This window comes from Kitasatospora sp. NPDC052868 (assembly GCF_044547105.1).
Classification (GTDB): domain Bacteria; phylum Actinomycetota; class Actinomycetes; order Streptomycetales; family Streptomycetaceae; genus Kitasatospora.
In genome coordinates this window covers 36,671-57,206 of the sequence record NZ_JBITZW010000028.1, presented here as the reverse complement: position 1 = coordinate 57,206, position 20,536 = coordinate 36,671, and the positions used below count along the sequence as shown (strand labels likewise).

The 20,536-nt window shown below is 70.5% G+C and carries 23 protein-coding genes and 3 pseudogenes; 9 read left to right on the top strand and 17 right to left on the bottom strand.

Features of this window, described 5'->3' with window-relative positions; all coding sequences use genetic code 11:
* The first annotated feature begins 112 nt into the window (after window positions 1–112).
* Window positions 113–1,870, top strand: coding sequence for a cation:proton antiporter (locus ACIGZJ_RS32065; RefSeq protein ID WP_396460581.1), 1,758 nt, complete (start codon window positions 113–115; stop codon window positions 1,868–1,870).
* Window positions 1,867–3,186, top strand: a complete 1,320-nt coding sequence (locus ACIGZJ_RS32060) for a DUF2254 domain-containing protein (protein ID WP_396460580.1) — start codon at window positions 1,867–1,869, stop codon at window positions 3,184–3,186. Before ACIGZJ_RS32065 ends, ACIGZJ_RS32060 begins: the two co-directional genes overlap by 4 nt.
* Before the next feature lie 61 nt (window positions 3,187–3,247).
* Here the strand turns inward: ACIGZJ_RS32060 and ACIGZJ_RS32055 are convergent, their stop codons facing one another.
* The 13 genes and pseudogenes from ACIGZJ_RS32055 to ACIGZJ_RS31995 all read right to left on the bottom strand — a co-directional run bounded on the left by ACIGZJ_RS32055 (window position 3,248) and on the right by ACIGZJ_RS31995 (window position 14,153).
* Window positions 3,248–3,427, bottom strand: a complete 180-nt coding sequence (locus tag ACIGZJ_RS32055; RefSeq protein ID WP_396460579.1) for a hypothetical protein — start codon at window positions 3,425–3,427, stop codon at window positions 3,248–3,250.
* An 18-nt stretch (window positions 3,428–3,445) separates the two neighbouring features.
* A complete protein-coding gene (locus ACIGZJ_RS32050; RefSeq protein WP_396460578.1) occupies window positions 3,446–3,835 on the bottom strand; it encodes a hypothetical protein in 390 nt (129 codons plus the stop codon).
* A 67-nt stretch (window positions 3,836–3,902) separates the two neighbouring features.
* Window positions 3,903–4,868: a cyclase family protein gene (locus ACIGZJ_RS32045; RefSeq protein WP_396460577.1), complete on the bottom strand. Its 966-nt coding sequence runs from the start codon at window positions 4,866–4,868 to the stop codon at window positions 3,903–3,905.
* The gene (locus tag ACIGZJ_RS32040; protein ID WP_396460576.1) at window positions 4,843–6,666 is read right to left on the bottom strand and encodes a glycoside hydrolase family 15 protein; all 1,824 of its coding nucleotides are present in this window, start codon (window positions 6,664–6,666) and stop codon (window positions 4,843–4,845) included. The genes ACIGZJ_RS32045 and ACIGZJ_RS32040 overlap by 26 nt, the downstream gene beginning before the upstream one ends.
* Before the next feature lie 373 nt (window positions 6,667–7,039).
* The gene (locus ACIGZJ_RS32035) at window positions 7,040–7,498 is read right to left on the bottom strand and encodes a DUF4279 domain-containing protein (RefSeq protein WP_396460575.1); all 459 of its coding nucleotides are present in this window, start codon (window positions 7,496–7,498) and stop codon (window positions 7,040–7,042) included.
* A 37-nt stretch (window positions 7,499–7,535) separates the two neighbouring features.
* Window positions 7,536–7,779 (bottom strand): annotated as a pseudogene (locus ACIGZJ_RS32030) (ATP-binding protein); the annotation flags it as partial.
* 116 nt (window positions 7,780–7,895) lie between these two features.
* A complete protein-coding gene (gene ltrA / locus ACIGZJ_RS32025; protein ID WP_392941500.1) occupies window positions 7,896–9,419 on the bottom strand; it encodes a group II intron reverse transcriptase/maturase in 1,524 nt (507 codons plus the stop codon).
* A gap of 606 nt (window positions 9,420–10,025) precedes the next feature.
* A pseudogene (locus ACIGZJ_RS32020) lies at window positions 10,026–10,568 on the bottom strand (ATP-binding protein); the annotation flags it as partial.
* A gap of 5 nt (window positions 10,569–10,573) precedes the next feature.
* Window positions 10,574–10,900, bottom strand: a complete 327-nt coding sequence (locus ACIGZJ_RS32015) for a hypothetical protein (RefSeq protein ID WP_396460574.1) — start codon at window positions 10,898–10,900, stop codon at window positions 10,574–10,576.
* A gap of 463 nt (window positions 10,901–11,363) precedes the next feature.
* Window positions 11,364–11,555, bottom strand: coding sequence for a hypothetical protein (locus tag ACIGZJ_RS32010; RefSeq protein WP_396460573.1), 192 nt, complete (start codon window positions 11,553–11,555; stop codon window positions 11,364–11,366).
* Between the two features lie 456 nt (window positions 11,556–12,011).
* Window positions 12,012–12,578, bottom strand: a complete 567-nt coding sequence (locus ACIGZJ_RS32005; RefSeq protein WP_392941503.1) for a hypothetical protein — start codon at window positions 12,576–12,578, stop codon at window positions 12,012–12,014.
* Between the two features lie 1,011 nt (window positions 12,579–13,589).
* Window positions 13,590–13,868: a hypothetical protein gene (locus tag ACIGZJ_RS32000; protein WP_396460572.1), complete on the bottom strand. Its 279-nt coding sequence runs from the start codon at window positions 13,866–13,868 to the stop codon at window positions 13,590–13,592.
* 138 nt (window positions 13,869–14,006) lie between these two features.
* Window positions 14,007–14,153 (bottom strand): hypothetical protein, encoded by a 147-nt coding sequence (locus ACIGZJ_RS31995; protein ID WP_396460571.1) that lies wholly within the window; start codon window positions 14,151–14,153, stop codon window positions 14,007–14,009.
* Between ACIGZJ_RS31995 and ACIGZJ_RS31990 the strand changes: the two genes are divergently transcribed.
* From ACIGZJ_RS31990 to ACIGZJ_RS31975, 4 genes and pseudogenes are all read left to right on the top strand, one after another.
* Window positions 14,140–14,286, top strand: coding sequence for a hypothetical protein (locus ACIGZJ_RS31990; protein WP_392941509.1), 147 nt, complete (start codon window positions 14,140–14,142; stop codon window positions 14,284–14,286). The genes ACIGZJ_RS31995 and ACIGZJ_RS31990 overlap by 14 nt on opposite strands.
* Before the next feature lie 160 nt (window positions 14,287–14,446).
* Window positions 14,447–14,596: a hypothetical protein gene (locus ACIGZJ_RS31985; protein ID WP_396460570.1), complete on the top strand. Its 150-nt coding sequence runs from the start codon at window positions 14,447–14,449 to the stop codon at window positions 14,594–14,596.
* A 114-nt stretch (window positions 14,597–14,710) separates the two neighbouring features.
* A pseudogene (locus ACIGZJ_RS31980) lies at window positions 14,711–15,220 on the top strand (DUF6042 family protein); the annotation flags it as partial.
* A gap of 29 nt (window positions 15,221–15,249) precedes the next feature.
* A complete protein-coding gene (locus ACIGZJ_RS31975; RefSeq protein ID WP_396460606.1) occupies window positions 15,250–15,522 on the top strand; it encodes a DUF6042 family protein in 273 nt (90 codons plus the stop codon).
* A 474-nt stretch (window positions 15,523–15,996) separates the two neighbouring features.
* On the opposite strand, the gene ACIGZJ_RS31970 is transcribed toward ACIGZJ_RS31975, so the two are convergent.
* The 4 genes from ACIGZJ_RS31970 to ACIGZJ_RS31955 form a co-directional block, all read right to left on the bottom strand.
* Window positions 15,997–16,368 carry a fic family toxin-antitoxin system, toxin component gene (locus tag ACIGZJ_RS31970; RefSeq protein ID WP_396460569.1) on the bottom strand — a complete coding sequence of 124 codons (372 nt, stop codon included), beginning with the start codon at window positions 16,366–16,368 and terminating at the stop codon, window positions 15,997–15,999.
* Complete coding sequence (locus ACIGZJ_RS31965) at window positions 16,365–16,604, bottom strand: plasmid mobilization protein (protein ID WP_396460568.1); 240 nt, start codon at window positions 16,602–16,604, stop codon at window positions 16,365–16,367. The genes ACIGZJ_RS31970 and ACIGZJ_RS31965 overlap by 4 nt, the downstream gene beginning before the upstream one ends.
* 29 nt (window positions 16,605–16,633) lie before the next feature.
* Window positions 16,634–17,251 carry a sugar phosphate nucleotidyltransferase gene (locus ACIGZJ_RS31960; protein ID WP_396460567.1) on the bottom strand — a complete coding sequence of 206 codons (618 nt, stop codon included), beginning with the start codon at window positions 17,249–17,251 and terminating at the stop codon, window positions 16,634–16,636.
* A 69-nt stretch (window positions 17,252–17,320) separates the two neighbouring features.
* Window positions 17,321–18,031: a PIG-L deacetylase family protein gene (locus tag ACIGZJ_RS31955; protein WP_396460566.1), complete on the bottom strand. Its 711-nt coding sequence runs from the start codon at window positions 18,029–18,031 to the stop codon at window positions 17,321–17,323.
* 319 nt (window positions 18,032–18,350) lie between these two features.
* Here ACIGZJ_RS31955 and ACIGZJ_RS31950 point away from each other — a divergent pair, with 319 nt between their 5' ends.
* The 3 genes from ACIGZJ_RS31950 (at window position 18,351) to ACIGZJ_RS31940 (ending at window position 20,416) form a co-directional block, all read left to right on the top strand.
* The gene (locus ACIGZJ_RS31950) at window positions 18,351–19,091 is read left to right on the top strand and encodes an NUDIX domain-containing protein (protein ID WP_396460565.1); all 741 of its coding nucleotides are present in this window, start codon (window positions 18,351–18,353) and stop codon (window positions 19,089–19,091) included.
* Between the two features lie 162 nt (window positions 19,092–19,253).
* Window positions 19,254–19,712 carry a hypothetical protein gene (locus ACIGZJ_RS31945; protein ID WP_396460564.1) on the top strand — a complete coding sequence of 153 codons (459 nt, stop codon included), beginning with the start codon at window positions 19,254–19,256 and terminating at the stop codon, window positions 19,710–19,712.
* Window positions 19,700–20,416 carry a hypothetical protein gene (locus ACIGZJ_RS31940; RefSeq protein ID WP_396460563.1) on the top strand — a complete coding sequence of 239 codons (717 nt, stop codon included), beginning with the start codon at window positions 19,700–19,702 and terminating at the stop codon, window positions 20,414–20,416. The genes ACIGZJ_RS31945 and ACIGZJ_RS31940 overlap by 13 nt, the downstream gene beginning before the upstream one ends.
* Window positions 20,417–20,536: the final 120 nt, after the last annotated feature.

Sequence of the window (20,536 nt, the reverse complement as noted above, 5' to 3'; positions counted from 1 at the left end):
CTGTAGGGCTGATCGGGTGGCCGTTGTCCGTGTCTGTCGCGATGGGCGATGTGGGGTCCGGAGGGCGGGGTTTGATCTCCTGGACCCTGACGTGGCGAGGAGGAGGGTTCACGTGACAGACGAGGACATCCTCCTCGGCATCGCCCTGACCGTCGCCCTCGCGACCGGCTCGCAGGTGCTGGCGAAGAAGCTGCGGGTCCCCGCGCTGATCGTGCTGCTGCCGGTGGGCTTCACTGCGGGCGCCCTGACCGACGTCATCCACCCCGGCCAGCTCGTGGGCGCGGACTTTCCGGCGTTAGTCTCGCTGTCGGTCTCCGTGATCCTCTACGACGCCGGCCTGGGCCTGAATCCGCGCAATCTCACCGGCCGCACCCGCGGAATCGTGCTCAAGCTGCTGACCGTCGGGATCCTGGCCACCTTCTTCGCCGTCTCGGCCATCGGCCCGGCGCTCTTCGGTATCCCGCTCAGAGTTGCCGCCATGATCGCCACCATCCTGGTGGTGTCCGGCCCCACGGTCGTGGGCCCCCTGCTGGAGTACGTCCGGCCGACGGACCGGCTGCGGCGCATCCTCATCTGGGAGGGAACGCTGACCGACCCGATCGGAGGCATCCTCGGCGCCATCGTCTTCCACGCCGTGGCGACCACCGGCCGGATCGACATCGGACGGGGCTACCAGATCGGGCAGTTCCTGATCAGCATGGCCGTCGGCATCGCGGGCGGCGCGGTCGGAACCGCCCTCCTGTGGCTGGCCCTTCGCGTGCTCCGGCTCGGTGAGACGCTCGGCACGCTGGCACAGCTCGCGACCGTCGTCGTCGTCTCCGCGGGCTGCGACATCGCCCGCGACGACACCGGGCTGATCGCCGCCATCGTCACCGGGCTCGCCGTCACCAACCTGCCAGGTCTGGACATGCCGGCCCGCCGGCCTTTCCTAGAAACGCTCGTCCAGCTGATCATCGGGTTGCTCTTCATCTCGATCTCGTCCGCCGTGGCTCCCAAGTCCGTGGTGCCCGTGCTCGTCCCCTCGTTGATCCTGATCGCGTTCCTCGTCCTGGTCCTCCGGCCGCTCATCGCCTTCACCGCTGCCCGCCGCTCCGACCTGACCGCGGGCGAATGGGGCTTCCTTGGATGGATGGCGCCGCGCGGCATCGTCGCGGCATCGACCGCGTCCGCGTTCGCCGCCAGCCTGGTGCAGAAGGGGCTGCCCGGTGCATCCAAGATCGTTCCGATCACCTTCCTGGTGATCGTGGGGACGGTCCTGGTCTACGCGCTGACCGCCGCACCCGTCGCCCGTCGCCTCGGCGTCATCCGGCCGGCCCGAACCCGGCCGCTGCTCGTCGGCGGCGACGAGTGGGTGATCGGCCTGGGCAGGACCCTGCAGTCGATCGGACTCGACGTGCTGATGTGGGCGGGACTCGACGAGGAACGCCAGCGGATCACGAGGGCCGGCATCGAGCTCGCGCACGGCGAGATGCTGGCGACCGCGACCAATCCCCGAGCCCGCCTCGAGGGCGTCACGGCCGTGTTCCTGCTCACCGACGACGACGACTTCAACGCGCTCGCCTCCGTCGTCGTCAAGGACAACGTCGAAGGCCCCGTCTACCGCGTGGGCCCGCCGAAGGACAGTCACGGCGTGGTCGCCCCCTATACGGGAGGCGACATCCTCTTCGGCCGTGCACTGGTCCGGCACCGCCTGGCGGCCCGCTACGCGCAAGGCGCCCGCTTCCGCGTGCAGCCGGGATCCCTGCCGATCCCCCCGGACCACGACGTCCTCTTCGTCGTCAGCGCCGACGGCCGCCTCGCCCCGGTCACCGAAACGCAACCGATCACGCCGCTCCCGAACGAGACCGTCATCCTGCTGAGCCCGGCATGATGTCCTGGGCCACCCGCTTCCGGCTACAGCAGTACGCCAAGGCCAGCCTCTGGATCATCCCGCTGCTCGGGCTCGTGTTCGGCGTCGCCCTGGCCGAGGCGGCAGCCGCCGCGGAAGGAGCCTCCTGGCTGCCGAAGACCTGGGACTACTCCGCCACGACCGCCAGCACTGTCCTCAGCTCCGTGGTCGGCTCCATGGTCGCGCTGCTCGGGTTCGTCGTCACCATCGGCGTCCTCGTCATCCAGCAGGCCACTGGCACGCTCTCGCCCCGCTACATGCGGCTCTGGTACCGCGACCGGCTGCAGAAGGCCGTACTCGCGACGTTCATCGGCACGTTCGCCTTCGCCTACACCCTGCTGAGGAGCATCGAGGAGAACTCCGTCCCCAACCTCGGTGTCACCCTGGCCGGCGTCGCCGTCTCCGCCAGCCTCCTCCTTCTCCTGATCTACCTCAACCGCTTCACCCACAACCTGCGCCCGGTGGCCATCGCCGACATCGTGGGACGCCTGGGCGAAGGCGTCGTGGACCGTGCCTCGGCGCACGCGCGACGATCCGTCCTGCCCGGCGCGACGCCGCCGGCGGGCGCCCCGACGGGCCGGGTCCGCTCGGAACGCGGCGGCGTCATCCAGGCGATCAACGTCCCCGGCATGGTGTCGCTCGCCACCCGGCACGACTGCGTCCTGGTCCTGGCCGCCTCCATCGGCGACTTCGTACCGCCCGGCAGTACCGTCGTGGAGATCCACGGCAGTGCGCCGCTGCCGGATTCCGACCGGGTGACCGGGCTCCTCGCCCTCGGCGCCGAGCGGACGATCGAGCAGGATCCGGCCTTCGCCCTGCGCATCCTCGTGGACATCGCCATCCGGGCGCTCTCCCCCGCCGTCAACGACCCCACCACGGCCATCCAGGTCCTGAACCACATCGAGACCTTCCTGTACACCGTCGGCCGCGTCGGACTCCGCAGCAGCTACGTGCTGGCCAACGACCGCGGGCGGCCTCGGCTCGTCCTGCCCGGCCGGTCGTGGGAGGACTACCTGCAGCTCGCCGTCACCGAGATCCGCGACTACGGAGTGAGCTCCGTCCAGGTGTGCAGGCGCCTGCGGGCGCTCCTCGACGGCCTCCTCGCGGCGCTTCCGCAGGAGTGCCGGCCCGCCCTCCAGGTCGAACTGTCCCTGCTCGACCTCGCGGTCGACACGGAGTACGGCGACACGCCCCGCCGGGCCGCCGCGCGGACCGCCGACCCCCAGGGCATCGGCGGGGGACGGCACCGCAGGGACGCACCGCCCGACGGCCCCGCACCCGGCAGCACCGGCCGATAGACCGTCACGGCGGCCCGGCCCGCGCCCGGGTGCTCGGCCGCTCCGCTTCCCCGCGTCGGTGTCAGCCGGTCTCGGGGTCGCCGGTCCAGGGCCGCAGTCCCCAACGGAAGGTGTACAGGTCACCGGGGCCTTGTTCGACCGGCTCGGCCCGTCCCCGGAACGCGTCCGGCGGGCAGGACATCGGCTCCACCGCGATACCGCGGTGCCGGGCCGGCGCCGACAGCGTGTCTCCGGTGTACACCTGGAGGAATTCCGCCCTTCACCCAGCCGCAGGTCGGTGCCGTGCGAGCCGCCGGGATGTGCGAGCCGCACCACGGCGCGACTGCGGGAGTCCCGTTCCAGGTCGGTGAACGGGGGCGTCGAGCTGTTGCCCGCCGATCGTGCGCGGCGTGCGGGAAGTTGAAGGGCGAGCCCGCGACGGGCCGAGCGCGGATGCGTTCCGGTCGTTCGCCGAACGCAGCAGCAGAGCAGCGGAGTTGACAGCTCCGCAGGCCGCCACCACGATGTCGCCGCGGAAGCGGGCCGTGGAGCCGTCCGCCGGTTCCGCGACCACTTCGGTCACCGTGCGGCCGCCGGCGTCCGTCTCCAGCCTCCGGACGTTCGCGACGGTGACCATCGTGACGTTCTCGTAGTGCTCGGACTCGGCCATTGGTGGTCACCTCGGGTCGTGAGCCGAAGCCGGGCGCCGCGCGCCGGCGATCGGGGAGTCGGGCGGGTCAGAGGATGGCGATGGGGTTGACCGGCGAGCCGGTGGCGGCGGGCAGCCGCAGCGGCGCCACCACGCAGAGGAAGGACCAGCGGCCCTCCCGCTCGCACAGCGGCACCAGCTCCTCGAACTGGAGGTAGTCCATGAGATGGATGCCGAGGGCGTGGATCGCCAGGACGTGCACCGGGAAGTCGACGCCCTCGGTGGCGCTGGGGGCGGAGTCGTTGTTCCCGTCGCTCCCGAGCACGGCCACCCGGCGCTCGGCCAGGAACTCCACGGCCTCGGGGTGCAGGCCCGCCCGGGCCCGGGCGGCGTCCCACGGCCCGGTCTCGATCCGCCGGCGGCGGTGGCCGACCCGGACGAAGAGCAGATCGCCCGCGCCGACCCGGACGCCCTGCGCGGCCTCGGCGGCCCGCAGGTCGGCGGCGGTGGCATGGTCACCGGGTGCCAGCCAGTGCGTCCCGCGCAGCCGTGGGACGTCGAGGAGGACACCCCGCCCGACGATTCCGTCGCGGACCAGTTCGACCGACAGGGCGGTGGCTCCCTCGGCGGTCACGGTCGTGGCCGGGACTCCGCTGTACAGGGCGCCGTCGTAGACGACATGGCACAGCACGTCGAGGTGGTTGTCCGCGTCGCCGTGCACGTTCATCGAGAAGGCATCGGTAGCGAAGTGGAGTCCGGTGCCGTCGGCGTCGGCCTCGGGCGGGTTGGTGAGCCGGTGTCGGGAGGGGTGCGGGTCGTCGGGGGCGGGCTCGGTCTGCACGGGGGAGGCCAGGGACACCGTCAGCCCCGCGCGGACCTCGGCCGTGGCTGCACGGACCGTGGCCGGCGTGATCGTCGCCAGCGAACCCCGCCCGCCGCCCGGTTCCGGTCCCCCGACGGCCGGGGACCGCAGGCGGGCGTAGAGGCGGTCGAACGCGGCCCGGCTCTGCGGGCGCGCGGGCCCGGGCTCAGTCTCGCTGCCGCTTCCGGTCAATTGCCTCGTCCAGGGTGGAGGCCGCCATGATGAGCGACAGGTGCGTGAACGCCTGCGGGAAGTTGCCGAGTTGCTCGCCGCTCGGGCCGATCTCCTCGGCGAACAGCCCCACGTGGTTGGCGTAGGTGTGCATCTTCTCGAAGGTGTAGCGCGCCGGGCGGACGCGGCCGGCCCGCGCCAGGGCGTCGACGTAGAGGTAGGTGCACAGGCTGAAGGTGCCCTCGGAGCCGCGCAGGCCGTCGGGTGAGGCGGCCGGGTCGTAACGGTAGACCAGGCTGTCCGAGACGAGTTTGCGCTCCACCGCGTCCAGGGTGTTGAGCCACCCGGGGCCCTTCGCGGTGAGGAAGCCCAGGCGCGGGATCAGCAGCAGGGAGGCGTCCAGGACGTCGCCGCCGTAGTGCTGGACCAGGGCCTGCTCGGCGTGGCTCCAGCCCTTGTCCATCACCTGTTCGAGGATGGCGTCGCGGGCCTGGCGCCAGCGCGGGATGTCGGCTGGCCGGCTCAGCTCGGTCGCCATCCGCATCCCGCGGTCGAACGCCACCCAGCACATCACCCGGCTGAACGTGAAGTCGTTGCGCCCGCCGCGGGTCTCCCAGACGCCCTCGTCCGGACGGTCCCAGTTGTCGGCCAGCCAGTCCAGGGTCTTGGCGAGCCCCTTCCAGCCGTGGTAGCCCAGCTCCACGCCGACGTCCAGGCTCTCGGCCATCGCGTAGAGCGCCTCGCCGTAGATGTCGAGTTGCAGTTGGTCGGCCGCGGCATTGCCCGCGCGCACCGGACGCGAGCCGCGGTAGCCCTCCCAGTGTTCCAGGATCTCCTCGGTGAGATGCGGGTCCCCGTCGACCCGGTACATGATCTGCAGCCGCTCGCCTGGCAGGTCGGCCCGGTCGCGCATCCGGTCGCCCAGCCACTTCGTGAACGAGGTCGCCTCCTCAACGAAGCCGAGGTCGAGCAGTGCCCGCACCGAGAGCGAGCCGTCGCGGATCCACGAATACCGGTAGTCCCAGTTGCGCTCGCCCCCGACCTGCTCGGGCAGGCCCATGGTGGCGGCGGCGACCGGCGCCCCGGTGGGATGGTAGGTGAGGAGCTTGAGCGTAATGGCCGAGCGGTTCACCATCTCCGCCCAGCGGCCCCGGTAACGGGAAGTGTGCAGCCACTTCTGCCAGAAGTCCACCTCCGCCCACAGCTGCTCCGTGACACCCTCCACGGTGAGCGGGGGCGGCGCGGCGCCGTCGGCGGCGGACGTGGTGAACACCGCGGCGGCCGACTCCCCGACGTTGAGGGTGACTGCGCCGCTGACGTCGTCCCCGTCCCGCTCCAGCGGGAAGCTCGCCTGCAGGTGTCCGGTGATCCCTGGGGCGCGGAAGACCGCGTCCCGGGAGCTCAGTTCGAGCTCGTGGCCGGCCCGGCCGTAGTCGAACCGCGGCCTGCACTCCAAAGTGAACCGCACGGTGCCGCGCACGGCCCGGACGACCCGCATCAGGGCGTGGCGGTCGGTCGGGGTGCGGCTGGTGTTCGCCGGCATCCAGTCGATGACCTCGCCCACCCCGTCCGGCGACATGAACCTGGTCACCAGCACCCCGGTGTCCGGGTAGTAGAGCTGCTTGCACGACATGTCCGTGTGCTCCGGCGCGAGCCGGAAGTGCCCGCCGCGGTCGTGGTCGAGGAGCGAGGCGAAAATGCTGGGCGAGTCGAACCTCGGCGAGCAGAACCAGTTCACCACGCCCTGCGAGGACACCAGCGCAGCGGTCTGCAGGTCTCCCACCAGGCCGTGATCGGCGATCGGGGGATAGCGGTCCATGAGCGTCCAATCGCCAGGGTGACTACGCAGCATCCACTATCCGTTGCACTGCGCGACGCAAAACATCGACGCGCCGGTGGCGTCGATTCCCGTCCCGCCCGAGGTGATCTCCGGCAGCCCTGCCGAGCCCGCGTGGGGGAAGGTCCGCGCCGAGGATGCCGAAGCCCTGCGGGATCACGAGAGCACCGAACACCCCAGGGGCGAAGTCGTCGGTCCCGATCACCGACGGGATCCGCACCTGGCGTTAACGGTTTGGTATGGCCCCACTCTTCCGGTCTGAACTGGCTCCGGCTTGGTGCCGCAGGCTCTTTGTTCCGGCCCGGACTGGCCCCGGCTTCCGGTCCGTCGTGGCCCCACTTTGAAGCGGGCGGTGTCAGCCGTCGCCGGGCGTCATGTCGTATTCGTCGAAATCAAGTTCTGCGCCGGTTGCGGTGAGGAAGTCCACCACCGCGCGGTGCAGGCGCCAGCCGTAGAGGTTCGTGTCGTCCGGCGAGCCGCCCGGCTGCTCGTCACGCCGGTTGTAGTAGCGCATGACCTGCAGAATCACGCCCGCGGAGCCCTCCTCGGTTGCAAGACGGCTCGTCAGATTTGTGAGCGCTTCCATGTGAGGCCGGAGCCTGCCGATTACCAGGTCGAGCTGCTCATCGACCCGCAGGCCCGGCTCGCAGCAGAAGATCTTCCAGCAGTGACAGGACGGGATGATGTGAGGTGAAGTGGTCAAACTTCCCCGCACCGTGACCTCGTCCGGTTCCACGCCAAGCAGCTGGGTGATCTCATCGGCGGTGGTGCCCACGGTGGAGATCGCAAAGTAGACGTACTGAGTCAACGACACCCGCGGAGACTACCGACGCAATCGCACGGCCGCCTGACTATTTCCTCGCCTGCTGCCTGGCTTTGGTCTGCGCGAGGCGGTAGGACTCGGTGCCGGTCTCGATGATGGTGCCGTTGAAGGTGAGGCGGTCGACGATGGCCGCGCAGAGGCGGGGGTCGGTGAAGGTCTTGGTCCAGCCTCCGAACGATTCGTTCGAGGCGATCGCGACACTGTTCTTCTCCCTCCTTCTCGGTCAGAACCTGGAACAGCATCTCGGGGCCGCGGCGGTCCAGTTCGAGGTGTGTGGGTCGGGGACGGGACGCCGTGCACCCTCTCGGGTGTCGGTTTTCCCATCCCCGCCCGCCGAACCGGACGTGCCCGTTGGCCGAGCATCCGGCTCTCCACGTGATCCGATGGATCAGGCGAGGTATTCGCTGACCTGGCCGACGAAGGCCACATCGTCGTGGCTGGTCCGGCGGAAGCGAGCCCCGTCCGGATTGACCTCGTCGATGTTGTAGGGCGTGCTGATCTGCGCCCCGCGAAAGCGGTAACGCTCAACACGCATCTTCGCCGGGTTGTAGAGGACGAGACCGCCCTCCGCGATGCGGTCCGCTCCGAAGAAGCGGCGCCGCAGCTGTTTCCAGGTCGTCCGGGGGTGCTTGTAGCGAATCCACCGAAGCATCCGCCACCACGCGTACCAGCCGAGGTAGGCGAACGTCCTCTTCGAGACGCCATAGCGGAAGTAGGCAGCCCAGCCCCGAAGGACCGGGTTGACCGTCCGCAGCACCTCCTCCAACGAGAGCGAGGTCGTACTCCGCCCCGTCAGTTTCTTGATCTTGTGCATCACCGACGCCAAGGCCTGCTTGGACGGGATGGTGAGCACGACGCGCCGGCCGTCGCCCCAGGGTCTCCGCTGGATGTGGAAGCCGAGGAAGACGAAGCCGTCGTCGATGTGGGTGATGTGGGTCTTCTCGTCGGAGAGGGTCATCTTCAGCCTGCTGGCCAGCAGCTCACCGATCTCCGCCTTGATCGCTTCGGCCTCCGACTTCGTGCCGTGCACGAGCACGATGAAGTCGTCGGCGTAACGAACCAGACGGAAGTTCGGCCGCCCCATCCGGCGTCGATACTGCCGACGCCAGGGCGGGGTCATCTCCGCGTCCCAGATCCGGGAGAAGTGCCGGTCCAGGACGGAGAGATAGATGTTGGCCAACAGGGGGGAGGCGACTCCTCCTTGCGGAGTGCCCGTGAGGGTCTCCGCGAGTCCACCGTGCAACTCGACAACCCCGGCCCGCAGGAACGCGCTGACCAGCCGCAAGACCTTGCGGTCCTTGATGCGTTCGGCCACCAGGCCCATCAGGACGTGATGGTCGACGTTGTCGAAGCAAGCCTTGATGTCGCCCTCGATGACCCAGTCGTAGGTCGACGGCTTGCGGGTGAAGTGGTGAATCTCGGCGATGGCATCCTGAGCCCGACGACCAGGCCGATACCCGTACGAGGACGGGTAGAAATCGGCCTCGAAGATCGGCTCCAGGACCAGCTTGAGGGCCATCTGCGCAACGCGGTCGCGCAGGGTCGGGATGCCCAGATAGCGGACCTTGCCGTTCTTCTTGGGGATCACCGCCTGCTTGACCGGAAGTGCGGTGAACGACCCGTCCCTGAGCGAGGACCGCAGGTCCTCCAGGAACGGGATCACTCCCTGACGTTCCTCGACGTAGTAGCGGGTGACCGCGTCCACGCCCGCTGTCCTGGCACCCCGGTTGCCAGACACCCGCTCCCAGGCCATCAACAGCGTGGCCTGGTCGCAGATCAAGTTGAATACGTCATCGAACCGGCGAGCCGGTTCGTTCCGTGCCCATCGGTGCAGCTTGAGCTGATGATCGAGTACCCGTCGCTCGGCCGCGAAAATGCTCGGCCAAGGTGTCGACGGCGCGTCGTTGTTCAACAACGTTCCTCCCCGACAGCAGTCCTGCTGCCATCACGCTGTCGCCCTTCCCCATGTGACCGGCTTTCCCGGCCTCCGAGTACTACGGCGACTCCGCCACGATCTGGCGCCATCAGCGGGCGTCGCGCCTGCCCGCCGCCCGGCTGGAGGCCGGACGGGAAGGGCGATGCCAGATCGCTTCCCACGTTCACTGAGGATCTCTGTGACGGCTTCGGTGCCCAGCTATACCCCGGCAGCATCGCCACGGACCGCACATCGCAGTCTTGGTCCGGGCCTCCCAACGCCCATGGGCTCCAGGCGAGAGGAGAGGAGAGTCCATCGGCTACGGCTCTCTCCAGCACTGCAAAGCGGCCCATCCACCAGGTTCGGCAGGCCGCCGACGACTCACGGGACGTCAACCACTGGTTCAGTTTCCTTACACCCATTCCGTCTTCGCTTGCGGGCACGAACCGTCTGGTGGTGTCGGTCCGCCCCTACGTTGTCGAGGCTGCTTCCGGCTTCACCCCCAACCCGGGGGTCAGCCTGCCTCCAGCTTCAACCGGTCCCTGCGAGAACCAGCGGCGGGCCTTTCATCCCGCAAGATCCCTCAGCGCCTCGTGGCGCACAGCCCAGTTCGTCGATGCAGAGCAGGTCGACGCGACCGTAGCGGGCGATGGTCTTGTTCAGCTGCTTCTCGTCGGCGGCCTCCACCAGCTCGTTCACCAGCTTGGTGGCGAGCGTGTAGCGGACCCGGTAGCCCTGCATGGCGGCCTCGGTGCCCAGGGCGATGAGCAGGTGGGACTTGCCGGTGCCGGAGTCGCCGATCAGGCAGAGCGGCTGGCTCTTCTTGATCCACTCGCAGCTGGCGAGGGCGTTGATCACAGCGGGGTCGATGTTGGGGTTGGCGTCGAAGTCGAAGGTCCGCAGCGACTTGTCCCGCGGGAACCCGGCTGCCTTGATCCGCCGCTCCGAGCGGCGGCGGGCGCGGTCGTCGCACTCGGCCATCAGCAGCTCGGCGAGGAAACCGCGGTAGGTCATCTGCTCCTTGACCGCCCGGTCGGCGATGTCGGCGAACTCGCCTCGGATCGACGGCAGCCGCAGCGGCCTGCAGGCGGTGTCGATGGCCGTGGTGGCGGCCTGCTCGGTCAGGTTCCGCTGGCGGGGCAGCATGGCAGTCATGGCGCTTCTCCCTCTCGCAGGTCACCGCCGCCGACGACGCGGCGGTGTCGGAGCAACTGGTCGTAGTGGGTTACCGAGGGCAGCGGCCTGGTGTCCGGCGGAAGGTGGTTGAGCTTCCACTCGTGCAGGAACGTCACCGTCCCCGCTCCCGGCCCGGCAACCGGCCGCGGCGTGGGGACAGCGACGGCGGGCTCGTCGTCGGTCTGGGCGGCCTTGCGGGCCTCCAGCGCGACCGCGTCCGCGGTCAGGGCACCGGCTCGCAGGGCGGTGGCCAGGCCGGCGACGATGTGCTCGTGCGCTAGGTGCCGTCCAAGTAGCAGCACCTCGATCAGCGCCCGGGTGCCCTCGGCGTCGCCGTGGGCCCGGACCGCCGCGGTCCACCAGGCGTCGTGGACCGGGGTGAACTTGCCGGCAGAGCGGGCCTGGTCGAGCGCGGTCGCGCCGGGGAAGGCACCCGGCTTGCGGACCAGGGCCTCCAGGTAGTGGTCCAGCTCCAGCCGGCAGCCGCCCTTGGCGATCAGCCGCTCGTGCCGGGGTGATACGGGTCTCGGCCGGGCGGGTGGCGAGGGTGCGGTAGGCGGTGAGGCAGGCGGCGGCTGCGGCGGTGAGGACGGAGTCGGTGGTGTCCAGGGTGGCGCGGGCCAGACGGGTGCGCAGGGTGTCGGTCATTGAGTTGTCCTCCGAGGTGCGGGTGCTGGGTCGGCCGAGTAGTGACGCCGCGCACCACCGCGTCCCCGCCGCCCGGGCCTGGTTGGCTCGGCGGCGAGGACGCGGTGGTGCGCGGCGTCAGTGCCCGGTGCGGTGGTGGCGGATCTCGTCGAAGCCTTCGCCTTCGAGCAGGTGGTGGGCGTCTCGGGCCATGCGGTGCTGGTAGCGCAGGACGTCCTCCGGGACCCGCTGGTGGTCGGGCCTGTGTGGGTTCCGTGCGAGGCAGAGGGCGAGTTCTCGGGTGGTCGCCGATCCTGAGGCGGACTCCAAGTCGGGTCCTCGCAGCTCAGTGGCTATGACCAAGCAAGGTAGGCAGTGCAACAGGTGTGGCGCAAGGGATATGAGCTGGCTTCACTCGTCCGTGGTCGTCGGCTGAGTCGGCGAGATCGAGCCAGGCGAGGGCGGCCGCAGCCGGGTGGAGACGGACTGACACACCGGCGGCACGGCCCACGGCCAACATCCCCGTGCCAGCCGGACGGGCACCGCTCCACCCCGTCTTGGCGTGGCCGTGCCGCCGACCGGTGGCACCCGCCGACCGCCATCCCCGCCACCCCCGCTCCGCAGCGACGCTCTCCCCACTGCTCGCCACCCGCACACGCGCCGCCCGCTGCGACGTTCTGAGGTTCGGCAGACCTGTCCGACCGGCTCCAGATACGGCGAGGTCGCGGCGGCACACCGCGGTGATGGGGAGACCTGGTAGGCCCGGGTCGTCCTAGACGAGAACGTTCACAGGATGGGATCTCTGTGGGTGGCGTCCACCATGGATCCGTCCGCGCTTCCGGCCGGAATGAGGTTCGGAATGTTCTGCAGGAGGCTGGCGCTGTGTTCGTTCCCGGGATCGGGTTCGACCTTGACGGTCGCCTGGTAGGCAATTCTGGAGATTTTGGTGCGCAAGGCTCCGATGCGGACTTCCATGATGAGACACAGAGGCGGGCCACTGATACCCGTCATGCCTGGTTGTGTCCGAAGGTGCAACTCCGAGGAATCGATGAACGCCGTTACGTTGTCGTCCCCCGTCACTCTGAATCCTGCGAGCGTAGCCGTCACCGTCGATGCCGTCAGGACACTGCTGAAGTCCTGGACCTTTCCGGTGGTCGGCGGACTCACGGAGCCCGAAGCGCCGTAGGGGACGAAGGCGACCACGACATTGTCACCAAGCGGTCCGCCGCCCCCATCAAGGGCCAACGTGCCAGTGTGGACGATCTGCAGCGCGCCCGTTCCATCCGCTGTTCGGTAGGGGATGAACAGGTGCTGCGGTTTCACCACGTCCTTCGTCGAAATGAGTATCGCCATGACCGCTCCATGAAGGTTCTACAAACGGGCACCGGCGGGCAGGGCAAGTTCAGGTGAGCGACTGCCCAGCGCGGGTCGATAGCGGCCTTCCCCCCGGGCCGCGAATTCCATGCGCCAGGGGGTGGCCGCCGGGCGAAGTTCGGCCCGGAGCCGACGTGATAGCAGGTCGGGCCACTGGAAGGTCCGGTATTTCCAGTCTGACCGCACTATGCATGCTCGGCGAGCCGGAGAAGACGGTCGAGACCGACGCGCGCAAGTTCCGCAGGGCCCTCACTGTCCTCAACGATGCTGACTGCGTCCTACCCCGTGACCACCTCGTACGACAGCAAGGCCGCCGAAGGCACGATGTCAGGGGTCCTTGGGTAGTCCATGGATCAGAGGGAGCCGACGTCCGGCCGAGGGCCAGGGATCACGAGGGCACAGAAGCCCTCCACTGGCAGGCCGCCGACGCAAGGGAGCTCATCTCCCTCCAACCGGCCGCCGAAACGGCGTCCGGGCCGTCCAGCGTCACCCGGCTGCTCCCCGTCGAGCGGCCCCGTTCCTGGAGCCATTCTCCACAGAGGTGGTGCAGGCGACCGAGGAGCCGGCCGCCCGTCGCAGCCTCGGCCCCAGCGGCCTGCCCACCACCGCGCCCCACCCGACCGGACGGGGTGCTGGGTCATACGGTGCCTTCCGGGTCGGGTGTCGAGACAGGAGGTCAGGCCAGCTGCACGGTGACGGCGGCGGCCAGGCGCTCGCTGGCGCGGGCCGCCTCGGTGCGGGCCAGGTCGAGGACGTCGTGGTCGGCTGTGCCGCGCATGGATTGGTGGCGCGGGCGGCGTCGCCCGCGGGCTGAGCGAGGGCGGGGGCAAGGATGGAGAGGGTGACCAGCGGCGCGGTGATGTCGACCCGGGTTGGCGGCCGGAGCCGCTGTCAGCGCGGCGGTGCGGTGGCGGCGCCTGGGCGGGGCGGGGCACTGGGGGACGAGTTCGGCGGCCAGGCGCCAGCCGAGGTCCTCGGGCGGCACGGTGCTCACCTCACCGCCGCCCTCGTCGTGGGGGAGACGGGGGCGAGCAGAAGGCGGTGCAGGAGGGAGGCGTCGTCGCGGGTGTGGGTTGCGGGGCGCCCGCAGGACCAGCAGTCGGCCTCGGGGCCAGCCCACGCCACCGAGCAGCTGCCGCAGGCGTAGCGGAAGCGGTGCGGGCGGGGGGCGAGACGGCCGATGGAGCGGAGCGCGGCGGCGGCCTGGTGGCGCTGCTCGGGGGAGAGAGAGCGAGCGGGGGCGGTACGGGGCAGGAGTGCGGTCGCCATACTGGGGTGTCCTTCTGGTCTCGGATCGAGAGGGGCCCGGGTTGGCCGGTTTGCTGTGAGAGGCGTTGGCCGGCACCGGGGAAGGCCGCGGCCCGCCTGATGCGTCAGGCGGGCCGCGGTGCTGTGCGGGGCGGGAGATCAGCCCGGGTAGTCGTCCGCGTATCCGTATGGCGGGGCGCTGGCCCACGGGTCGTCCAGCGGCGGCAGGTCCGGCGGCGGCAGCCGGCCGCCGAGGCAGCGGTGCCGGTACCCGCCCTCGAAGGTGAACCCGGTGCCCGGCGGCACCGACCCGGAGGTCGACGACTACACCACCCGTACCGATCCGGCCGCCGACTCCGGAGACCGCGTCAGCGTCGTCTACCGCTACCACGAGGCCATGGCTTCGGTGTTCGTCACCTGGATCATCGCCGGGCCCTGACCTGGCCAGCAGCACCGCCCGAGAATCTAGCTGGCCCCTCACGCTCGAATAGCGAGGGGCCGGCCTTCAACGTACGCACCCCTTCCAGCCAGAACACGCGATCACCTCCCCTGCAGTCCTCGCGCCCGCCATCCTGGAGGCCGCTCTGGGAGGGGAGACGATGGACTTCGAGTTCGACTGCTGGAACTGCGAGGCGACGAACACCGTCTACGGCGAGCCGCTGGGCTTCTTCAGCGTCCACAGCTACCGGCTGCCCTACGACTGGACCTGCTACTGGTGCGACGCGATCAACATCACCCCTGATGACTGACCACGCGGACGCCTTCGCCAGCGCGGGGTGCGGCTACTCGACGTGGGTTCGGGAGTCCACCGGCAGCGGCGTAGCCTACGGTCCGACGGCACACCGACGATCTTGGGGGAGCCCATGGCCGAGACGGCCTCGCTGCTGGACTGGACCGACGACGAGATGCGCGGGGAGCACCTGCGCCGTACCGCCCGAGGAGGCTGGTCCCGGATCCGCCCCCTGGCGACGATGATGCTGCTCATCGGCGCCGGCATGGAGGGCGCACCCCTCACCCGCGAGGAGCTCGGCCCGTTCGTCGCCACGAAGGCCAACCCGAGCGGCCTGCTCACCCACTCCTGCTGGGACACCGGCGACGAGTACGACGAAGAAGAGGCCGCCGAGGCCGCCGAAGCCCTGCCCGGGCAGATCGCCGACGGCACCCGCTACGCCGCGCGGTATGGCCTGCCGCCGCTGGAGACCATCGACGACGTGATCACCCTGCTGGTGGCGGCCAAGGTGCTCCACGAGATCCCGGACGACGCCGGAGTACCGCGCCTGCACCCGGCCAGCCCTTTGCCGTTCCCGAGCGAGGTCCTGCCGCTGAGTACCGAGGAGGAGCAGGTGCAGCGCGAGCTGCGGATGAGCCTGATCTACTCCGACGACTCCTTCGAGATCATCGCCTGTTCGACCCGGAAGGGCGCCGCCTCGAGGAGGTCACCACCAGCCTGCAACGCCTGGCCAAGGCCATCGACGGCGACCCCCACGACGCCCGCCAGGCGGTCCTGCTACTGCTCGACCAGGGCGACTTCACCGCCACTGAGGACGTCGCCGCGATCCCGCCGCACAAGGTCTTCCGGCTGCGGTGCGACTGGGAGAAGTTCGAACAGAGCCGCATCTCCATTCACGGCGTCAACGACGACGGCCAGATCGTCGTGACGCTTCCGCAGGACTGAAAGTCTCCGCGATCGGCTGCGGCCGGTCAGCGCCGGTTCGAAGGGCTGGCTGTTGTCGGCAGCGGCAAGGATGATCTGCGATGGCGCTCCTCTACCTCTTCGGCAGCCGCTGACCACAATCAGCGAGAAACGCAAGCTATGTCGCGCATGTCCGAATCAGTGAAAGTGGACGAAACCCACGCCGTAGCCGGATAACACCCCAGGTCACACAGACTGCTCCCCGCGCCCGCGGGGATGGCCCCACCGCCTCGGCCGCGCCGATCGCACCCGGGCCCTGCTCCCCGCGCCCGCGGGGATGACCCCACCCCGAGGACGCGGGGAGCAGCTCGGTGAACTGCTCCCCGCGGCAGCGGGGAGGCGCCGACCCCCGATTCCCCGGGTTCGTTGACCTCGGCTGACCCCTGCGCCTGTTGGGAGGATTTGCTTCTCGGTGCCGGCAGGTGGCTGGCTCCCGTGGTGGGGGAGTGTTGTGGTTCAGCGGTACCAGGTGCGGATGGCGGTGGCGGTGTCGCGTACGTCCGCCTGTCCGTCGCGGATGCGGGCGGCGAGTTCGGCGGCCTGTTTCGGTTCGGCGGTGACGATCACCCCGGAGGCGCTGAGGTAGGAGGCGGCGACCACGGCGGCGAAGTGCTCGTTGGCGAACTCCAGAGCCGGGACGCGGATCAGCTGGTGCATGAGCGCGGCCGCGCGCTGGTGCACGCCGCCGTAGACCGGCACGTCCATGACCTCGTCGACGTGTCGGGCCACCGCGGCGGCGAGCGTCCCGTAGTCCGTGACGTCCGGATCCACGGGCAGGAACTGGTGGGCGAGGTCCAGCAGCCAGGCCCGGTCGACGTGCAGGATCACGCCGCGTCCGCCCCCGCCCGCGCACTCTGCGGATAAGGGCCGAACTCCGCCTCGAACGCCGGCGCCCACGCCTGCGAGAAGTGCGCGGCGGCCGTCAGGAAGCGCTCGCGCCGCTCGTCAGCCTCCTCGGCCAGCACCCTGCGCGCGTAGTCGGTCAGGCTCATCCCCGCGGCCTCCGCCCGCTGCTCGAGCGCCTGGTGGGCATCATCGTCAAGGCGAACGTTCAGCTGCTTCATGGCGGAAGCGTAGCGACCCGTAGACACCGCTACAAGACCGGCCGACAGCCCCCGCGCACACCCGACCACCAGCAGCCACAACCCCCGCGCCCGCGGGGATGGCCCTCCGACGTCCACACTCCTCCGGATCTCGGCCAGTTGCTCCCCGCGCCTGCGGGGATGTCTTCGCCCGTGGTGCCGGCGCTGCGGCGGGCTGCGACGAGGTCCGCCAGGTCCGAGCCCTGGTCGAGGCGTAGTAAGAGGTCATCGCCGGATACGAGGAGGAAGTCGTCGCCGGCGATCGACTCGGCGGCGCACATCGGTGGCAGGGCAGTGCCGTAGTGGCCGGTGTCGCGCGGTTGCTCGATGACGGTGATCTCGGAGGGGACCGGGCGGGCGATCGGTTCGTACTTGTGCTGCCAGCCGCGGGCGGCGAAGTAGCGTTCCATCTCCGGGTCAGGGGTGAGGAAGTGGCGGACCTGGCGGGTGCACTCGCCGGGGGCGGTGACGACGGCGATCCGGTCGGCGCCGGCGGCGATGCAGTCGGCGACGGTGCAGGACAGCCGGGGCCGGTTCCAGACCGGGAGCATGCGCTTGGGGGTCGTCTTGCCGATAGGGAAGAAGCGGCTGCCGACGCCGGCGGCGATGACGGCTGTGAGTCCGGGCATGATCCACCTCTCGTGGGGTCGAGCGGGTTTCGGGTGACCGTGCGCTGGTCGTCGGGACGGGGGCGGGTGTCAGCAGACCGGGTGGGCCGACGGGTCCAGCAGGAGCAGCGAGGGTGCGAGTTCCTCGAAGGAGCGCTCGCCGCCAGCCCGGGCGGGCAGGAGGGACCGGTTCGCTCCGGTGGCGCGCCAGCGGGTGTAGTCCTCGGTCAGGTAGTACCGGCCGGCCTGGGAGGCGTGGGTCTGCAGGGCCTTGACCTTGTCGTCGATGTAGGGGGTGATGTCGACGAGGACGGTGGTGGTGAAGTCGTGGTGGGGGGCGTGCGGCTTGCCGTGCAGGATCGTGGTGCAGGTCGGTACCCGGGCAGCGGCGTTCAGCGCGGCGCGGGCGACGGCCTGGTGGTCCTGGTGGTCGTTGCCGCGGTGGAGCGCGTGGATGAGAAGCACGGTGCAGCGCAGCCGGGTGAGAGCTGTCTCGATGGCGGTGACGAGCGTGTGGTCGGCCTCCAGGGCGCCGTCCTCGAAGCCCAGGCACTCCACGGTGATGCCGGTGTCCTGGTAGCAGGCCCGGAGTTCCCGCAGCCGCTGGGTGGTGGTCAGCGTGATCCCGGCGGCGCGGTCGGCGACGGACACGCCGTTGGCTCCGTGGGTGGCGACGATGACGGTGACGCTCGCGCCCGCGTCGCTCCAGGCACGCAGCGTGCCGTAGAACATCAGCACGTCGTCATCCGGGTGAGCGACAACGGCCACCACGCGGGCGTTGGCGGTCAGGGCGATCGACATGTCCACTTCCCCCCTTGGAGTCGCCTCAGGGCCCGAGGCGGCCGGGCGGCGTACGGGCCCCGGTGGTCGGATGCCATCACAGCGCAGAGCGGGGCGCCGGGGGGAGGGCCGACGAGGGGGCTGACAGGCGGCGCGGGGGGCTCACGCGGCAAGCCTGGCCGGCTTCTGTGGGCGGAAGGCTCCCGGGGACGGATTGTGGTTGGTGGGGCCGGTGGTACGGAAGGCATTGGGTGGGGTGGAGCGGGGCGGCCGGCGGGGCAAGGTAGCAGAGCCGAGCCGGATGCGCTGACGGGGTCGGATGGTCTGCCACGATGGTCGGGTGACCGATGCCGCTGTTGAGTTCTTCGACGCCCGGGCGCTGCGCCTAGAGCAGGTTGCCATCCCCTCGTTGTCGCCCGAGGAGCGAGCGGCCATGGACCGGTTCTGGGACGAGGCGGTGGCCCAGCAGCCTGCGCTGTTCGACGGCCCGGCGGTGGCCTGCGTCGGGGTCGAGGAGCAGGCCGACGGCTCCGCTCTGGTGCTGTCGTGGGCCCCGGCGACCTACCGCTACCGGGCGCTGCGCCGGGTCGAGGGCTGTTCCTGGCTGCCTGCGTCGATTTTCGTCACCGTGCTGCAGCCGGTGGAGGACGGTGGGCTGATCGTCGGCCGGAGCTCGGGCTTCACCGTGCATCCGGGACGGTGGGCCCTGCCCGGTGGGTCGGCGGAGCCGCCGGCCGAAGGACAGAGCCTCGACGTGGCGGCGCTGCGGCGGCACGCCGCGCAGGAGTTGCTGGAGGAGATCGGCGTTGTCGCCGATCCCGAGGACATGCGTGCGTGGGGCGTCACCCGCGGCGAGTACGGCAACCTCGGTGTCCACTTCCTGGCCCCGCCGGTCTCGGCCGCTCTGGGACTCAAGCACCACGAGGTCCTGGCCGAGGAGGAGCGCGCCCCTGGCGTGGAGCCCGAGCTGGACCGGCTCGCGGTCGTCCGCAGTGTGCAGGACGTGACCGGCCTCGGCCACTGCGTGGACTTCCTGCCGCTGGTCGTCTCCCGCTACGTCGACGGGCGCACCCTGACCTGAGCGCGCCTTCCCCGGGGCGGCCGGGCCCGGCCGCCCCGGGCGCGTGGGCCCGTCGTCGATCCGTCGGCCCCCTCGTGAGCCCTGCCGCTCTCGGTGCCCGCCGGGCTGTGATGGCCACCGGTGCAGAACTGCTGCACCAGGACCTCACACCTGGGGGACGCCATGTCCGCACGCTCCCAAGGCCCCTCCGCCTCGCCGCCCGGCACCCCGGACCGGCCGAGCGGCGGCGAGTCCGCCGGCCCTGCGCCGCTGCTGGCGAAGGTGGCCCGTCCCGGCGCCGCCCCCGGCGGGCGCGCCGTCCTCGTCGGCTGGGGCGCGGACGGCGCCGCGCCGGCCTGGACCGAACGGGAAGCCGCTGCCCTGTGGCAGGCCGAACGTGCCGCCGAGCCGATTGAGACGCTGGCCCTGCGCCACCCGGGCCTGGACCTGGCGGACGCCTACCGGATCCAGAGCGCCGGCCTGGCGCACCGGATCGCGGCCGGGGCCCGGCCGATCGGCCACAAGGTCGGTCTCACCTCCGAGGCGATGCGCCGGCAGATGGGCATCGACGAACCGGACTCCGGCGTCCTCCTCGACTACATGGCCGTTCCCCACGGGGCGACCTCGCAATGGCCGACCTGATCTCCCCGTGGGTGGAGAGCGAGTTCGCGTTCCGCCTCGGTGAGGACCTGGCCGGCGAGGCGGTCGACGTCGCCGCCACGCGCAGCGCGGTGTCCGAGGTGATGGTCGCCCTGGAGGTGATCGACACCCGCTACCGGGGCTGGCAGCTCACGCTGGCGGACAGCGTCGCGGACGTCGCCGAGCTCAAGGGTGGCCTGAGCGAACCCGGTTCGGCGTACACCGCCGCCGTACGCGAAGGCCTGCGGGCCCTCGTCGACACCAAGGAACTGACGCTGACGAAATGGCAACAGCCCACGGGGGTGCCGATGAGGCCGGCCGCCGCGCTGTACACCTACCTGGACCATGTCGACGATCCGGGACCCGCTCAGGGAGTAGACACCGTGTCCTGCTGCGCCGCGTTCGGCAGTGCTTCCAGACGCCGCGCACGGGCCCAGCCGGGCGGCCAGCTCAGGTCGTCCGTCGAGCAGTTCGGCGTAGGCGGCGGTCTGCGCGACCTTGTGCATGACGCCCGGTGCCGGGTCGGATCCGTCGCCGTGGAGACCGATGAGTGCCAGGGCGACGCGGTGGCGGACCTCCTGCGGGGGCAGCTCGCCGGCCTCGCCGGCGCCACCGCCGCTGCCGCCAGCAGCTGGTATCCGGAGGCGCGGCAGACCCCCACATGGCTCTGCAGCAGTTCCCGGGCTCCGGCGTCCGCCTGCTCGTAGCGGCCTTCGGCGAGGAGAACGCTCACCTCGGTGGCAGTCGCCGCCTGATCGACCGTTGCCTCGCCCGGACCGACCCGATCACGCGCCGCCGCCCCCGACAGCACCGGCATCACGCATCCA

Excerpts from the sequence above, each read along its gene's own strand:
- ACIGZJ_RS32060 (WP_396460580.1), top strand. The coding sequence starts at position 1,867 with ATGATGTCCTGGGCCACCCGCTTCCGGCTACAGCAGTACGCCAAGGCC.
- ACIGZJ_RS32005 (WP_392941503.1), bottom strand. The coding sequence starts at position 12,578 with ATGGCGATACTCATTTCGACGAAGGACGTGGTGAAACCGCAGCACCTG.
- ACIGZJ_RS32040 (WP_396460576.1), bottom strand. The coding sequence starts at position 6,666 with ATGGACCGCTATCCCCCGATCGCCGATCACGGCCTGGTGGGAGACCTG.
- ACIGZJ_RS31940 (WP_396460563.1), top strand. The coding sequence starts at position 19,700 with ATGGCCGACCTGATCTCCCCGTGGGTGGAGAGCGAGTTCGCGTTCCGC.
- ACIGZJ_RS31955 (WP_396460566.1), bottom strand. The coding sequence starts at position 18,031 with ATGTCGATCGCCCTGACCGCCAACGCCCGCGTGGTGGCCGTTGTCGCT.
- ACIGZJ_RS32000 (WP_396460572.1), bottom strand. The coding sequence starts at position 13,868 with ATGGCGACCGCACTCCTGCCCCGTACCGCCCCCGCTCGCTCTCTCTCC.
- ACIGZJ_RS31945 (WP_396460564.1), top strand. The coding sequence starts at position 19,254 with ATGTCCGCACGCTCCCAAGGCCCCTCCGCCTCGCCGCCCGGCACCCCG.
- ACIGZJ_RS32050 (WP_396460578.1), bottom strand. The coding sequence starts at position 3,835 with ATGGCCGAGTCCGAGCACTACGAGAACGTCACGATGGTCACCGTCGCG.
- ACIGZJ_RS31985 (WP_396460570.1), top strand. The coding sequence starts at position 14,447 with ATGGACTTCGAGTTCGACTGCTGGAACTGCGAGGCGACGAACACCGTC.
- ACIGZJ_RS31965 (WP_396460568.1), bottom strand. The coding sequence starts at position 16,604 with ATGAAGCAGCTGAACGTTCGCCTTGACGATGATGCCCACCAGGCGCTC.
- ACIGZJ_RS31960 (WP_396460567.1), bottom strand. The coding sequence starts at position 17,251 with ATGCCCGGACTCACAGCCGTCATCGCCGCCGGCGTCGGCAGCCGCTTC.